The organism is Mycobacterium branderi (genome assembly GCF_010728725.1).
Taxonomy (GTDB): Bacteria; Actinomycetota; Actinomycetes; order Mycobacteriales; family Mycobacteriaceae; genus Mycobacterium; species Mycobacterium branderi.
This window is the reverse complement of record NZ_AP022606.1, coordinates 162,628-177,165: the sequence shown is the minus strand read 5'-3', so window position 1 is coordinate 177,165 and position 14,538 is coordinate 162,628. Positions and strand designations below refer to the sequence as shown.

Below are 14,538 nucleotides of genomic sequence, written 5' to 3'. Positions count from 1 at the left end.
GTGACAGAGTTCGAGACGCTCCTCTACGAGCAGCCGGCCGAGAAGATCGCCCGGATCGTCCTGAACCGGCCCGAGGCCAGGAATGCGCAGAGTATGCGCATGCTGTACGAGCTCAACGACGCATTCGACCTTGCCGCACAGGATGATTCGGTCAGTGTCATCATCCTCGCCGCGAATGGCCCGCACTTCTCCGCCGGACACGATCTGCGCGAGCGCGACGCGCTGCAAGTGGTGGCCGACCATCAGCGCGTCGGCACGTGGTGCGGCTTTGGTTGCGCCGGTGCCGAATCGCAGATGGCTTTCGAGAAGGAGATGTATATCGGGCTATCTGAGCGGTGGCGCAACCTCCCGAAGCCGACCATCGCTGCCGTGCAGGGCAAGGTCATCGCCGGCGGCCTTATGCTCGTGTGGCCGTGCGACCTGATCGTCGCCGCCGACGATGCACTGTTCCAGGACAACACAGTCTCGATGGGCGTTTCCGGCGCCGAATTCTTCAATCACCCATTCGAAGTTGGCGTCCGTAAGGCCAAGGAGATGTTGTTCACCTCCGACTTCCTCACCGCTGCGGAGGTGCATCGGCTCGGCATGGTGAACCACGTCGTGCCCCTCGCCGAGCTGGAGTCGTTCTCGTTACAGCTGGCATCGCGGATCGCCGAAAAGCCGTTGTTTGCATTACAACTCGCCAAGGAGGCGGTCAACGTCGCCCAGGACAACCAAGGGCGGGTCAATGCGATGCAGACATCGTTTGCCTACCACCAGCTGTGCCATAGTCACAACCAACAGGTGCACGGGATGATCATCGACCCGGCTTTCATGCAGCGGACCTTCCGAACGAAGAACGGCGCGATGTCGTGAACGAAGCAACTTCTAGGTTTTTGATTCAGGAATTCGATATCCCGCCTGATCTGCCGCCCGGCTGGGAGGTGCTGAGTATCGAAGTTGTCTTCCCCGGGACTCGGTCGGCCGACTGATAATTCGGTTCAGAGCGGACTCCGAGTCGTCAACGGGGCGCAATTAGTGTTGTTGGCTTTCGGGCATGCGCAAGACCAGTCCGTCCAAGGCATCACTGACCTCGATCTGGCATGACAGACGCGAATTGGGCTCGACACCCTCGGCGAACTCGAGTAGGGATTCTTCCATGGCGGTCCGCTCGCCGGTTTTGGCCAGCCACGCGTCATCCACGAAGACATGGCATGTGGCGCAGGAGCAAGCGCCGCCGCATTCCGCGTCGATGCCAGGAAGGTTGTGTAACACGGCCCCTTCCATGACCGACAAACCCGCTTTTACGTCGATAGCATGCTCGGTGCCGTTGTGTTCGATATAGGTGATCTTGGCCATGTGCTCTCTCTCGCCGTCCTCGGATCGCTTTGGGCAGCAATCTCTTTCATCGAAACCGTCGTATCCCTAAGCCGTTCACGCACAATCGGCGTCTGCGACGCGATCAACTGCTTGCCGACCATGAATTCCCGCGCGGCGTTGACCGCTTCTACGGCGCGGATCACGTCACCCTTCAAGTGGAAAATGGCGAATGTGCCGCTCGCGGGATCTCCGCGCAGCAGGCTCGAGTCCGCATCCAGCGCAAGGCCGCCGATCTGGAGTTTCAGGTCATATTGGTCAGACCAGTTCCAGGTGACTTCCGGCCGTGGCGCCGGCTTGCCGACGATGGTTGCTGCTGCCTGCCTGGCCTGTTCCAAGGCGTTGGAGACGCTCTCCAAACGAACGTCGCAGTCGTACAGCGGCATGGGACGGCGGGTCAGATCGCCGATCGCAAAGATGTCAGGATCGGAGGTCTGGGCCGTCGCGTCCACGACCACGCCGTCGGCGCATTCCAGGCCCGCCTCCTGCGCCAGTTCCACATTGGGAATGGCGCCGATGCCGACCAGGGCGGCGTCGCAAGGGATCACCCGTCCGTCGGACAGCTTGACGCCGGTGACGCGACCCCGCACGCCCTCGAACCCGGCGACGCCCACGTTCAACTCGAACCTCACGCCGCGGTCGCGATGATAGTCCTGAAAGAAGGTCGACAACTGTTCGCAGGCTACCCGCGCGAGTACCCGGGGCATCACCTCGATCACCACCGCCTCGGCGGCCAGGGCGCGCGCCGAAGCGGCTGCCTCCAGGCCGATGTAGCCACCGCCGATGACCGCCAGGCGTTTGCCCTTGCCCAAAGAGGCCTTCAGCATCTCGGCATCCACCGAATTACGCAGGGACATAACCCCATAGAGGTCGGCGCCAGGCGCCTGCAGGGGCCTGGCTCGCGCGCCGGTTGCCAGGATCAGCTTTTCGTAGTGGACCGTGCCACCAGTGTTGGTGTGCACGGTTTTCGTTTTGCGATCGACCTTGACCGCCTTCTGGTTCAGGCGCAGATCGATGTGGTGTTCGGGATAGAAACTCGCCGGCCGCAGCGCCAGGGACTCGGCATCGACTTGGCCCTTCAACCATGCTTTGGACAGAGGTGGGCGCTGATAGGGGACGGAAACCTCCTCGCCGATAAGGGTGATGGGTCCGGTGAATCCGTATTGCCGTAGGGCGATGGCGGCTGAACCACCTGCGTGACCCGCCCCAACGATCACGACATCCGGGCCGGCCTTGCTCATGGCACCGTTAACTCGCCGTCTCGATTCCGAGATATCGGTTCAGCGTTTGGTGAAAGTGGCCGATCCGGGCCTCGTTGCGCGCGAAGACGACCTTCTTGAGCCCTCGGTTGCGCAGGCCGCGCTGCTGACGCGGAATCTGCTCCCTGTCTTGGTCAAGCACGAGGCCGAGGCTGTGGTCCTCTGGTACCCAATTGTGGGGTGTCGCAAGCTTTTCACGATCCTTCGGGGGAACCCACTGATAGTTGACCACGTCGAAGATGCAGCGGTTCGGGTCGCCGGAGGGATCGGGGCGGAACCGAAAAAGCAGCGTTTCACGTGCGCGGACAACCATGCTTGTGTTCGGGAACAGCAACCACGAGTGGGCGTCGCTCATCTGGTTGTCGGTCAGGCCAGATACGTCTTGCCCATCGGTCTCGGCCGCCGCCCGGTTGGCCTGCTGGAAGAGGGTCCGGACCGAGATGCCCGGGGGAAAAGCGATTTTCCCGGCCTCGTCGCGGTAGGGCGTGACGAGTTCTTCCATCGGGTTTAGCGCGCCGGGGCCCTGGATCGCCTCGGCCATCGAACCGAAACCCTTGACGATGCGCTCCGGCGTGACCTTGCCGAGGCGCGGGCTCGGGACGGCGTAGGCGACGGTGAAGACGTTGTGGTCGCCGAAGAAGCCGTAGTGCATCTGCTGGTCGTCGCTTGTCGTCAGGACCTGGGGGTGGATTGCGTGCACGTGGTACTGCTCGATGAACGCTTCGATGCCGACCTTCCAATTCGCAGCCAGAGACTGGCTTACGTTGAAGCCCAGCGGGATTAGCTCTTCCATCCGGTAGGGCTCTAGCAGCGCCTTGACGTCATCCCCCAGATAGTCGTCGAGCGACGGAGCGTTGTGATCCGGATTGATGAATACGAATCCGCCGAAGAGGCCGGTCTGGACCGGGATCAGCGCAAGGTTCGCTTTGTCGCAGGCGCCGAACTCCTTCTCGTCGGAGATTCTGCGGAGGCGGCCATCGAGTTCGTATTGCCAAAGGTGGAACGGGCACGTCAAGCGTGCGGAGTGGCCGTGCCCTTCGCACAACGCGTTGCCACGATGCCGGCACGCGTTAACGAAAGCGCGGATCTCGTTATCGTTCCCGCGCACGATCAAGTAGGACTGATCGAGCAGCGTGTACTCGAACCAGTAACCCGGCTCTGGTATTTCAGACTCGTGGCAGGCGATCTGCCAGGCATGCGGCCACAGTCGGTCGCGCTCGAGGTCGGCGAATTCTTGCGACCAGTAGCGTTCGGGATCAAGCTTCATCGGCCATTTCGAGGTGTCGAGGTCGGCGACCATGGGACCGGCTTCAAGGCGCTGGGCTGGGGACAGGCGCGCTTCCGGCGCGACGACGGATCCGGTCACTACTTTCCTCCCACACCTAGATTCGCGGCAGGACTGGTCCTGACCGCCACGGCTGCTCGTGCGGAAAATCGGCACCCACCGCAGGTGTGATGAACGTTACCATATCTGACATGGCTGAGTGTCTGATTACGCTAACCTTTCGTCGGGACCTCAGGGCTGGGCGCCGGCTGCTCTGTACAACCGGTGCAATCGGTCGACGGCTTCGGGCCTGCAACTAATCCGCCACGACTTTCCAGAAGGCAAGGAGCACAACATGTCTGGACCGAAAATTGGGGTTTTCCTGCCCAGCATTAGCCCGGCGGCGGAAGTGCCCAAGGATGTCATTGCCGCGGCCCGGCAGGCGGAGGGCCTCGGGTTCGAATCGGTGTGGGTGATCGACCAATTGGTTGCCGGCAGCCAGATGGCTTTCCTAGAGAGCACCACGGTTCTTGCCTCGGTGGCTGCCGCTACCCAACGGGTCAAGCTGGGCTTCGGCGTCATGGTGCTTCCCCTGCGTCCCGTGGCCTGGGTGGCCAAGCAGATCGCTTCGCTGCAGTACCTGTCTGGTGACCGGGTGATCCTCGGTGTCGGTATCGGCGAGGACCGTCACCCGAAATCTTGGGGGGCCGTGGGCGTTTCCCGACGCGAGCGCGGCCGATTGACCGATGCGGCCCTACGGACGCTCCCTGATCTGATCTCGGGCCGTGTTTCGCAGGGACCGGATGCTGTCGAATTCCGGTTGTTGCCCGGCGCCACTGTCCCACCCATCCTGGTGGGCGGAATATCGCCACCGGCCCTGAACCGGGCCGTCGACGCCGGCGGCTGGTTCGGCCTGCCGTTACCGCCGGCCGAGATCGCTCGGGTCCGCGACACGCTGACGGAACTGGCGGCGGGGAGGGGCCGGCCGACGCCGACCATCACCGGGTTTGTGATGGCTTCGATCGCCGGCGACCCGGCGATGCCCGATCGCCGCGCCGCTGTGGAAGCCGTGGCGGACCCCGCTGGCATGTATGGGTTCCCGTACGAGGTCGCCGACGCGATGTTGACGACCGGATCTCCGGCCGAGATCGTCAAGGAGCTGGCCGCTCTAGGCGAGGCCGGAGTTGAGCGGGTGACAGTCACCTTGGTGGGGAACTGGTTTCGGCAAATTGAGTTGCTCGCCGAAGCTATCCGGATGCTCTAACAATGCGGTGATTACGGCGGTTCCTCGGCGCAACCCCTGCGTGCGGTGCTGACGTTACCCCGCTACATCACGGATAACGCTTGACACCCGCTTCCCGCCGCAGCAAGCTGACATGACGCTATGTCAGATGCATCGACGCGAGGAGGAGTCCTCGATGCGAGCCAGTTTTGATGTACGCAATGCTGATGCGAACACCCTGTCGCGTCCGGAATTGAGGCCATACACGATCGTCTCGGCGGACTCGCATGTGTCGTTGCCGCCCAAGATGTACAAGGAATATCTGGATCCGAAGTATTACGGATCGTGGGGCGACTTCCTCAATGACATGGCGCTTATCAACAAGGTCGTGGATCTGCAGGGGTATCCGTTCCCGCCGGAGGCTCTCGAGGTGTACGACAAGCGCGGTGTAGTGCAGAACGCCGGCGAGGTCGGCTTTTTCGATCCGGTGTGGCGGCTGCGTCAGGTGGAGGCCGAGGGAATCGCCGCAGAATTCTTGCATCCGCTCGGACCGATCGGTCCCGCGCCGTTTATCGATGTGACGAACTCGCGGTGTTCGGATGAGTTACGGATGGCGGGGGCGCGCGCGCACAACCGTTTCCTTGCGGACTTCTGCTCGGAGGCTCCGGGGCGCTTGTTGGGGGTGCCGTTCATTTATCCGTGGCCGGATTGGGATGCCGCGGTCGCTGACATGGTGTGGGCGCGCGAGTGCGGTTTCTACGCAATCTTTCCGCCGTACACCGCGGGAGCGCCGGGGGATTTGCCGCCGCTCTATGACGCGTGGTGGGACCCGATGTGGGCGGCGTGTCAGGACCTGGGCCTGGCGGTGCACATCCACGTCGGTTTCGGTAACCCGCAGGGCGCGGTTGCTGAGTTGGCGCGGCAGGCCTTCGGCAACACCAGCGGGCCTGGGGACGGGAATGACGTGTCGATGATCGACCCCGACATGCTTCCGAAGTTCGATCCCGCCGGCGACAGCGAGACCAAAAACTCGTTCTTGTCGGCGTTCTTCGAATCGTTCACAGAGCGTCGGCCGTTGTGGCAGTTGATGTGGGGTGGGGTGTTCGACCGGTTCCCGAAGTTGAAGGTGGTGTTTTCCGAGATTCATGCCGATTGGCTGCCGGCGGCGCTGGCCTATCTGGAACGTGCGCATGCGGCGGAGCCGGGTCCATTGAAGTTGACACCCACGGAGTACTGGCAGCGTCATTGTGCGGTCGGGACCTCGCTGATGCGTTACGGCGATGTGGCAGTGCGTCACGAAATCGGCCTGAACAAGATGATGTTCGGCAGCGATTACCCGCACACCGAGGGGACGTGGCCCAACACGCACGACTGGATTCGTACGACCCTCGGGTCGGTTCCTGAGGTTGAGGCGCGGGCCATCTTGGGGGAGAACGCAATCGATTTCTACGGGCTGGACCGGGCGCTGTTAGAAAGGACGGCCAAGCGCATCGGCCCGCTGCATGGCGAGCTGTTCAATGGCCAGCCGGTCGATCCAAAGTTGATCAGGCACTTCGAATTCCGCGCCGGGATCAACAAGCCCGTCAACTTCAATATCGATCAAATGAACCAGGCGTTCGAGGAAGACCGGGCTGGGGCGCTCAAAGCGCTGGCGACCAGCGCTAAAAATGCATGACACTGCGCAACTTGGGCTTTAGAAGTCAACGAGGAGAGAACACTGTGTCGGAAACTGTGGAACACACAGAGATAGGTTTGGACGCCGTAGACGCGGAGGAGGTCGCGAGATTACAGGCCGCGCTCTTCCGCCACGGTTTGATGGAATTGCAGCAGGATCTCGATGGAACGATGGCAACAGTCGCCGCCCATCCTGTCTACGAACTCATGAACGTCGGGTGGCGCCTGGAGGGCAGAAAAGCGGTTCGCGAGATGTATCGACGGATGTACGCCGGGCCTCAGCCCCTATCCGCCGATCAACGGATCGTAGGTGCGGCGCCGAACTCGATGATCATCGAGGTCGCAGTCCATTTCGACTGTTTTGAGCCCGACGTCGTCAGCCACGATCTGACGATCCTCACCTTCGAAGACGGGTTGGTCGCGTCCGAGCGGTTCTACACGGATCCCAATTTCACGGAGGCGATGCGAAAAGCGCTCGGCGACGATTTCGGCGACGTCCCAGGCGTTTCAAGGCTTTGGCGTCGTCGGCACCACCTCGATGGCAGGCAAACCGATATCTGTCCCTGACCCGGACCATCTGATTACCGCCCCTCGCCGACATTGGTGGCCGATTCTGCGCATCCACAATGACTGTGGTGCGGGTTCGATCGGCACCGATGGGCAACCCGGCATCGATCTCTTTTCCTCAGATGCCATCCGGCTCTTCTGAGTCAGGACGGGTACTTGACCGGAACGAGCTTCGTGGAGCAAACTGACATGTATATATGTCAGATATATCGCATTAGGGAAGGCGGCTCATCATGCGGGTCAGTTTTGATGTACGGAATGCCGACGCCGACACGCTCTCACGCCCGGAGTTGAGGCCGGTGACGATGGTGTCGGCGGACTCGCATGTGTCTTTGCCGCCGAAGATGTACAAGGACTATCTCGATCCGCAGTACCACGACTCATGGAGTGACTACCTCGCTGACGTGGCGATTATCAACAAAGTCGTCGAACTGACCGGGTATCCAGCCCCAGCGGACGCTCTCGAGATTTACGACAAGCGTGGCGTGGTGTCGGCAGCGGGCGAGATCGGTTATTTCGATCCGGTGTGGCGACTTCGGCAGGTGGAGGCCGAGGGCATCGTGGCCGAATTCTTGCATCCGTTCGGGCCGCTAGGTTTCGTGCCATTCAGCGATGTGCAGAACTCGCGGTGTTCGCATGAGTTGCGGGTGGCGGGGGCCCGTGCACATAACCGGTTCTTGACGGAGTTCTGCTCGGAAGCTCCGGGGCGCTTGTTGGGAGTGCCGCTGATCTATCCGTGGCCGGACTGGGATGCCGGGGTGGCTGACATCGTGCGAGCGCGGGAGTCGGGATTCCACGCGATTTTCCCGCCGATGATGCCGGGGACGCCAGACGATTTGCCGGCGTTGTACGACCCCTGGTGGGACCCGATGTGGGCGGCGTGCCAGGACGTCGGCATGGTCGTGCACATCCACGCCGGCTTCGGCAACCCGCAGGGTAGCGTTGTCGAAATGGTGCGGAGCGTGTTCAGCCGTACCGAAGGCGGGGCAGCAGACACCGCGGACAAGGAAGGGTTGGCGGCGATCGACCCCAGCCTGCTACCCAAGTTCGATCCGGACGCCGAGTCTGAGACTGGCGGCACGAACTCGTTTTTGAGCGAGTTGTTCGAGACGTTCGGTGAACGTCGGCCGTTGTGGCAGTTGATGTGGGGTGGGGTGTTCGACCGATTCCCGAAGCTCAAGGTCGCATTCCAGGAGATCCATGCTGATTGGGTTCCGGCGACGTTGGAGTATCTGGATCGGGCGCATGCGGCTGAGCCGGGTTCGATGAAGTTGACGCCGAGTGAGTATTGGGCCCGTCATTGCGCGGTGGGGACGTCACTGATGCGGTATGGCGACGTGGCGGTGCGCCATGAGGTCGGTCTGAACAAGATGATGTTCGGTAGTGATTTCCCGCATTTCGAGGGGACGTGGCCGAACACGCACGACTGGATTCGTACGACGTTGGGTTCGGTCCCCGAGGTTGAGGCGCGAGCGATCTTGGGGGAGAACGCCATTGACTTCTACGGGTTGGACCGGGCGCTATTGGAGAAGACGGCCAAACGTGTCAGCCCACTACCCGGCGAGCTGTTCAACGGTCAGCCGGTGGATCCAAAGTTGATCAGGCACTTCGAGTTCCGCGCCGGAATCAACAAACCCGTCAACTTCAATGTCGATCAAATGAACCAGGCGTTCGAGGAGGACCGGGCCGGGGCGCTCAAAGCACTAGCCGCCACCACCGGGAACAGCGGCTGACAAGCCCCTGGGGCTTGCGTGGATTGGTCCAGGGTCGGATGGCCACCAACCGAATGCTGAGTGGCTCTACGCGACGGAGGCTGTTGGAGGTGTCGCTACGATCGGACACCTGAGGTGACACTAGGCTATGTCAAAAAGGTGACCGATTAGGAGCGAGAAGATGCCGGCTTCGGGCACGAGCCGTGTGTACGGCGGCGCGACGGCTGAAGAGCGGGTCGCTGAGCGACGCCGAAAGCTGATCGAGGCCGGTATGAACTTGTTCGGTTCTCCCGGCTCCGAATCCGTTCGGACGAAAGACGTGATCGCTGAGGCCGGGCTGACGGAGCGGTATTTCTACGAGAGCTTCAGCGATCTGGGAGCATTGTTCGACGCAGTGCTCGAGCTCACGATGGACGCAGTCGAGTGTGCCGTCAACGCCGCCGTCGTCGAAGCTCCCGATGACAGTATTGCGAGGGTTTCGACCGCGCTCCGGACAGCGGTGGATACCTTAGCTTCCGACCCTCGGATGATTCGGATCATTTTCGTTGAGGCACTTGGTAGGGGCGGGCGGGTCGGCTCGCGTCGAAATGAGATCCTCACCCGCGCTGCGGCGAACTTTTTCAGATGGTCAGGAACCGACCCGGGCCCCTTCGAGAGCAGCCCGGTTGAGTCGCGTATGAGAGCATTCGCTGTTTCGGGCGCCGCGTCGGAACTGCTGATCTCGTGGGCGGAAGGACTCCTTGACGTCACGCCAGACGAACTCGCGGATTTTCTCGTCGGACTGTATTGGCGAACCAACCTCCCCTAAGACTTTCCGCGAAACGCTGGTCGGCCCGGTGATTGCCGCCCAGCGGTGGGCGGAGTGGCGGCGTCGGCGCGAAGGTCGCCTTCGACGATGAAGGCCAGGCGCTCGCAGTGGGCCTGAGCATCGGCCAACTTGTCGGCGAGTTCGCAAGCGCGGTTAGCGCGGGCGCCCGATAACGCCGTCGCTGCTGTGAGTGCGTCCCGCCTGATTTCGAGGAGCAGACTACGGCAGGAGCGCAGAGCGTTCAGCGCGACAATGGGTTCGCTAGCGCTGACGGTCATGATCGTGCCTCCGTTTGTTACAGGTTTTTTGTTGGAGCCGATTGCGATGCGGTGAGCCGATGAGCGCGGGTCGGTAGTTCCGGTCACGGCGGCTGCTTCGGCGCCTGGCCGCGCGACTCGATGCAGATTACTGTGCAGCTCGGCGCTTCCCGAGGCAATGACTGCCGCGGCCACAGCGGCGGCCGGCTTTCCGTCGCGGGCTGACCGATGTCGATCAGGGGCATCTGTGCCAGCGGATCGGTGGACGGCAAGCCATGGATATTGAGCGGCAGGTTAGGACCGATGCCCTGCGGATTCTCCAGATGCATATCGGCGAGCGGCGGCGCGGGCTCGGTCAGCGGTGGCAGCTCGACCGGAGCCGCGCCGGTGGCGTACGCCTCAGCCCAGCCCAGCACGTTGCGGGCATACGGCATGGAGTTGTTGTAGCGCAGAATCGCGGAGAGCACCTGGGACTGGTCGCGCAGGTCTGGCCCGCCGCTGCAGAGATATCGGGCCGCCGCCAGCGTGGAGTCGTAGAGGTTCTGCGGGTCGGCCACCCCATCGCCGTCGCCATCGGATGCATAACGCGCCCAGGTGCCCGGCAGGAACTGCATAGGCCCCATCGCACGGGCATAACTGGTTTGTCCGCCGGCGCTGGTTTGGACGATGACCTCGTTGCCGGGCAGTGTGCCATCCAACGCTGGGCCGTAGATGGGCCGGATCGCGGTCCCGTGGGCGTCGGTGGCACCGCCGTTGGCGTGTCCCGACTCGATGCGCCCGATCCCGGCCAGCAGGCTCCAGCTGATGCCGCAGCTAGGCTCCGACGCCGCCATCGTGTGCTCGGCATTGCGGTAGGCGGCTAACGCTGTCGTCGGAATACCCAGTGCGCCAGTAGGATTCGTTACGATAGGTGGTGGGGGTGGTGCAGGGACTGTGGTCGTGGCGACATGCAAACCTATCGCCGAACGCTTGACCGCAACCACCGCTGGGTCGGACTGGCCACTCCCGGCACCTGTAACGGCCGCCATCGGGGTAACGGTTGTACCGTGCAAAGCCGTTGTGGCTGTGAGGAATCGTGGAACCGCTGCGCCGACGGCCCCAGCAAATATCAGAAGCGCGATCGTAGTAACGTTCAACGATTGGATTCGCGTCGCGCGAATTACTGGGCGGCGCAACGATTCCTCGGTGGGAGGCACTCGACGGTGACGAGCCATCTCGCTGGACCTCCTTTCCGCCAACGCAACAACAGAACCCGGCGTCAATAACGCCGCTGAGCGAAGACGGACAACATGGGTGGGCGTCTGTCGGTTCCCTGAACTTCGGCCTGGAGAACCATGTTTCGTGATGTGGCCGCACGGATGTACTCACCAATCAGCTGCAGTGAGCGGGTGGCCTCCGGTACCAGCGGCTCCACGAGCTGGAAGTCGTGAACCTGACCCGGCCAGATGTGCACCTTGGTAGGTACGCCCACCGCTTTCAGCCTGGCGGCGGCCAACTGAGCGTCATGCAGAAGTGCTTCCGATCCAGAAACATGGATCAATGTCTGCGGCAGGCCAGGTTCTATGTGGTCGAGTGGCTCGTAGAGCTCTTCGGACTTGCCGTCGATGATGCGCTTGGCGTTGGCACTGGCGACTAGTGCGACAAGTGCGTCAAAGGCCTTGGGCGGGAACATCGCATCAGTTTTGATGTTGGGATGTGCCTGCTTAGGTTCCTTAGCCAGCTGCAGCAGCGGCGAGATCAGGACCAGCGCCGCCGGCTGTTCGCCGACGGCCTGTAGCCGCTGCGCTAGTGCCAGGGCAAGGTAGCCTCCCGCAGAATCGCCAGCTAGCACGATTTGCTCCGGCTCGTAGCCCTCTTGTCGCAACCAGCGGTAGGCATCATGACAATCGTCGAGGGCCATCCCGACGGAGTGCTTTGGGATCAGCCGGTAATTGACCACCAGCACAGGCGAGTCGGCATATCGGGAGATTGAGGTAACGATCCGGCTGTGCGAGTTCATTCCGCAGGCCAGGAAAGCGCCGCCATGCAAGTACAGCACCACTCGTCGGCTGTCATCCGCCGGTAATACGCCGGGCGCTCGGAGTAGCTGCGCGGTTGCAGTAGGCAATGCCACCGTCGTCCGGACGGCGCTCGGGGCGGGAACCAAGGCGCTGCAAGCAGATTCGACGATACCGAAGGGCCAGGGAACATGGGGTATATGGCTGCCCAGTGCCAGAGCAGGCCTAACGGTCAGCCGCGACATCAGTGACACCAGCCGACCAGCGATGCTGGGTCCGTCGTCCCGCGTGGTCACGCAAACTTCTTCCTGGCGCGAGCCAAACTCGACGTAGCCGCGACGAGACGGGCGAAAATATCCGATATCCGTGGGGCAATGCGTCCCGCAGACGTGATGCCCGTTCGCCGCTAGTGCCTCGCGCCTTACGTCTAGCTGGTTCACCGGTCTGCCGCCTGCATATACAGGCCGGCAATGAGTTCGAGCCACTGCCGGACGTCTTGTTGGGTAGGCAACTGGATCCGACGCGGGATCAAGGTGGCTTGCGACCGTTCGACGGCGTCGACGATCCGCTTAGTGACGTACATCAGCCAGTAGGAACGGTCGACAGGTTTGAACGCGCCGCAGATCTCTACTCGGTCAGCCCCGAAAACGCTCATCCGCCAACCGCCGTCGTCGTCGACGGTGGTGACTACGGCCGGTGCTCCTGTGATTGTAGGGATTGCAGCTGGGTTGGCTTCTTGTATGTTCCGCACTGCGATCACAACTCCTCGGTGTTTCACTCGGGCGGCAAGTCGGAGCCGAGCCCCTCGTATGGGCCGCGCAACCTCACGAGCTCCCACGGACAGACCATCCGCGCCGTACCCGCAGTCGTCCTGACTTGAATGAGCATGGTGCCTACGTCGGTCACCGTCCCGACATGCAGACCGTCGCGAACTTTGTCGCCTATACAGAATCGCATCGGACTGCCCTCCAAGGCTTTTCGTGCGTCCGATTCAGGGCGCCGAAGGCTGAGATGGGACGCGTGAGAGTCATCGCCGTCCGTAATCGAGTCGCGGGATGGTTAATTCGTGGCGCGCGTGCCAACGGAGGGTGTCCCGCCCGTCGCGCCAGTAGACCTTGTACCTAATCGCGTCTGTGTCAACGATGATGCCGACACCGCGTCGACGATGGGACCGCGACAGCACCGTATCGCCGATCACTGGGGTCCGCGGATTGCGTCCGACAATCATGGCCGGGCCCGTCCGCTTCGACGTCGAATCTCGACAGAGAAGCGACTTCCTTCGTTGTCAACCACGTCCCAAGAAAAAGGACCGCGCCATTGTGTACTTCCCAGTGCATGGACGGTACGGCGGGCGTCTTCCTCCGATGGGATGTTCGCTAGCCGCCGCCCGTCGCTGGTGATAAGGGTCCACATCGCTACCGCCCTAGGCCGTTCTTGCCGGTACGTCCATCTCGTGGAGCCGAACGCCGCGCTCGTCCGCCGCGGCTCGCAGGGCGTGGCGCCGTGCGGCAATTGCTGGAGCGCCCGCCGGAGTGACGCCGTCTGTCGAGGACCCTCGGCAACGACTGATCGTCATGATGGCGCCTCCCTCGCTGGTGACTGGGTGAGCCAAGACATCTGTGTGACGGGCTGACGTTTTACGTTATTTGTCAGCTTATCCGCCGCAGTAAATAGAAGTCAAGGTCATAGCCATATATATCTGCCGACGATCTGCGACATCTATACGTGGGATGTCAGACGATGACACAGGTGTCTAGTACGATGAGCTCATGCCACGAGGAGCGCGTAACCAGTCGACCGACCCTGCGGACAACGATCCGCGCGAACGGATCTTGGCCGGCGCCGAACGTTGCATCGAGCGCCACGGCATCCGGAAGACCACCATGGAAGACATTGCTTCCGAGGTGGGCATGTCGAGGCCGGGCATCTACCGCTATTTCAGCGATCGTGACGACCTACTCATCGAGCTGATCACTCGGCATGGACGGATGCTGCGCGACCGCGCACACAAAGTCATGTCCCGGCAGACCAGCCTTCAGGACCAGATCGTTGAGGGACTCCTTTATGCCGCGAGCGAGGCAGTCCTCGACCCCGTGATGCGATACATCGTCGACCCGGAGAGTTCGGGCCTCGGCCAACGAGTCATCGAGTCGCGGAATTCGGAGCTGGTTTCGGCCGAGTTTTTCGACCCTTTCCTTGACGTCGCCTACGTCAACAACGAACTGCCGCGTGATGTACCTCGGTCGGACGTCTACCTGTGGTTGACCAGTGTCGGGCTGATGATGATGCGAGGGCTCAGGGATGGGGACGTCGACCTCGCGCGATACCGGACCATCTTGCGCCGCTTTGTCGCTCCGGCATTCGCTCGCTCACAAAAATAGGTTCGTGCTGTTCGGCGCTGAGCCGCATGCGCCATTGGCGC

13 protein-coding genes and 1 pseudogene are annotated in these 14,538 nt (G+C 62.1%); 7 read left to right on the top strand and 7 right to left on the bottom strand.

What is annotated here, in order from left to right; all coding sequences use genetic code 11:
• A complete protein-coding gene (locus G6N47_RS01100; RefSeq protein WP_083129820.1) occupies positions 1 to 855 on the top strand; it encodes an enoyl-CoA hydratase in 855 nt (284 codons plus the stop codon).
• A gap of 159 nt (positions 856 to 1,014) precedes the next feature.
• On the opposite strand, the gene G6N47_RS01095 is transcribed toward G6N47_RS01100, so the two are convergent.
• From G6N47_RS01095 to G6N47_RS01085, 3 genes are read right to left on the bottom strand one after another with little or no spacing between them, the layout of a single operon-like run.
• Positions 1,015 to 1,338, bottom strand: coding sequence for a 2Fe-2S iron-sulfur cluster-binding protein (locus G6N47_RS01095; RefSeq protein ID WP_083129819.1), 324 nt, complete (start codon positions 1,336 to 1,338; stop codon positions 1,015 to 1,017).
• Positions 1,284 to 2,597, bottom strand: a complete 1,314-nt coding sequence (locus G6N47_RS01090) for an NAD(P)/FAD-dependent oxidoreductase (protein ID WP_083129818.1) — start codon at positions 2,595 to 2,597, stop codon at positions 1,284 to 1,286. Before G6N47_RS01090 ends, G6N47_RS01095 begins: the two co-directional genes overlap by 55 nt.
• 7 nt (positions 2,598 to 2,604) lie before the next feature.
• Positions 2,605 to 3,981 (bottom strand): aromatic ring-hydroxylating oxygenase subunit alpha, encoded by a 1,377-nt coding sequence (locus tag G6N47_RS01085; protein ID WP_139799298.1) that lies wholly within the window; start codon positions 3,979 to 3,981, stop codon positions 2,605 to 2,607.
• Positions 3,982 to 4,234: 253 nt separating this feature from the next.
• On the opposite strand from G6N47_RS01085, the gene G6N47_RS01080 reads away from it, so the two are divergent.
• The 5 genes from G6N47_RS01080 (at position 4,235) to G6N47_RS01060 (ending at position 9,862) form a co-directional block, all read left to right on the top strand.
• Positions 4,235 to 5,143 (top strand): LLM class flavin-dependent oxidoreductase, encoded by a 909-nt coding sequence (locus G6N47_RS01080; protein ID WP_083129816.1) that lies wholly within the window; start codon positions 4,235 to 4,237, stop codon positions 5,141 to 5,143.
• A 127-nt stretch (positions 5,144 to 5,270) separates the two neighbouring features.
• Positions 5,271 to 6,776, top strand: coding sequence for an amidohydrolase family protein (locus tag G6N47_RS01075; protein WP_211281491.1), 1,506 nt, complete (start codon positions 5,271 to 5,273; stop codon positions 6,774 to 6,776).
• A complete protein-coding gene (locus tag G6N47_RS01070) occupies positions 6,773 to 7,342 on the top strand; it encodes a nuclear transport factor 2 family protein (protein ID WP_139799297.1) in 570 nt (189 codons plus the stop codon). Before G6N47_RS01075 ends, G6N47_RS01070 begins: the two co-directional genes overlap by 4 nt.
• A 233-nt stretch (positions 7,343 to 7,575) precedes the next feature.
• Positions 7,576 to 9,075, top strand: a complete 1,500-nt coding sequence (locus G6N47_RS01065) for an amidohydrolase family protein (RefSeq protein WP_083129813.1) — start codon at positions 7,576 to 7,578, stop codon at positions 9,073 to 9,075.
• 160 nt (positions 9,076 to 9,235) lie between these two features.
• Entirely contained in the window at positions 9,236 to 9,862 is a 627-nt protein-coding gene (locus tag G6N47_RS01060; protein ID WP_083129812.1) for a TetR/AcrR family transcriptional regulator, read from the top strand.
• Here G6N47_RS01060 and G6N47_RS29490 read toward each other — a convergent pair.
• The 4 genes and pseudogenes from G6N47_RS29490 to G6N47_RS01045 form a co-directional block, all read right to left on the bottom strand.
• Positions 9,859 to 10,227, bottom strand: coding sequence for a hypothetical protein (locus G6N47_RS29490; protein WP_232080089.1), 369 nt, complete (start codon positions 10,225 to 10,227; stop codon positions 9,859 to 9,861). The genes G6N47_RS01060 and G6N47_RS29490 overlap by 4 nt on opposite strands.
• Positions 10,227 to 11,333, bottom strand: a pseudogene (locus G6N47_RS01055) (lytic transglycosylase domain-containing protein); the annotation flags it as partial. The gene G6N47_RS29490 and the pseudogene G6N47_RS01055, both read right to left, overlap by 1 nt.
• Before the next feature lie 44 nt (positions 11,334 to 11,377).
• Positions 11,378 to 12,478, bottom strand: coding sequence for an alpha/beta hydrolase (locus G6N47_RS01050; protein ID WP_372517511.1), 1,101 nt, complete (start codon positions 12,476 to 12,478; stop codon positions 11,378 to 11,380).
• 74 nt (positions 12,479 to 12,552) lie between these two features.
• Positions 12,553 to 12,867: a hypothetical protein gene (locus G6N47_RS01045; RefSeq protein WP_139799296.1), complete on the bottom strand. Its 315-nt coding sequence runs from the start codon at positions 12,865 to 12,867 to the stop codon at positions 12,553 to 12,555.
• Positions 12,868 to 13,885: 1,018 nt separating this feature from the next.
• Between G6N47_RS01045 and G6N47_RS01035 the strand changes: the two genes are divergently transcribed.
• Positions 13,886 to 14,497 (top strand): TetR/AcrR family transcriptional regulator, encoded by a 612-nt coding sequence (locus G6N47_RS01035; RefSeq protein WP_083129807.1) that lies wholly within the window; start codon positions 13,886 to 13,888, stop codon positions 14,495 to 14,497.
• Positions 14,498 to 14,538 lie beyond the last annotated feature (41 nt).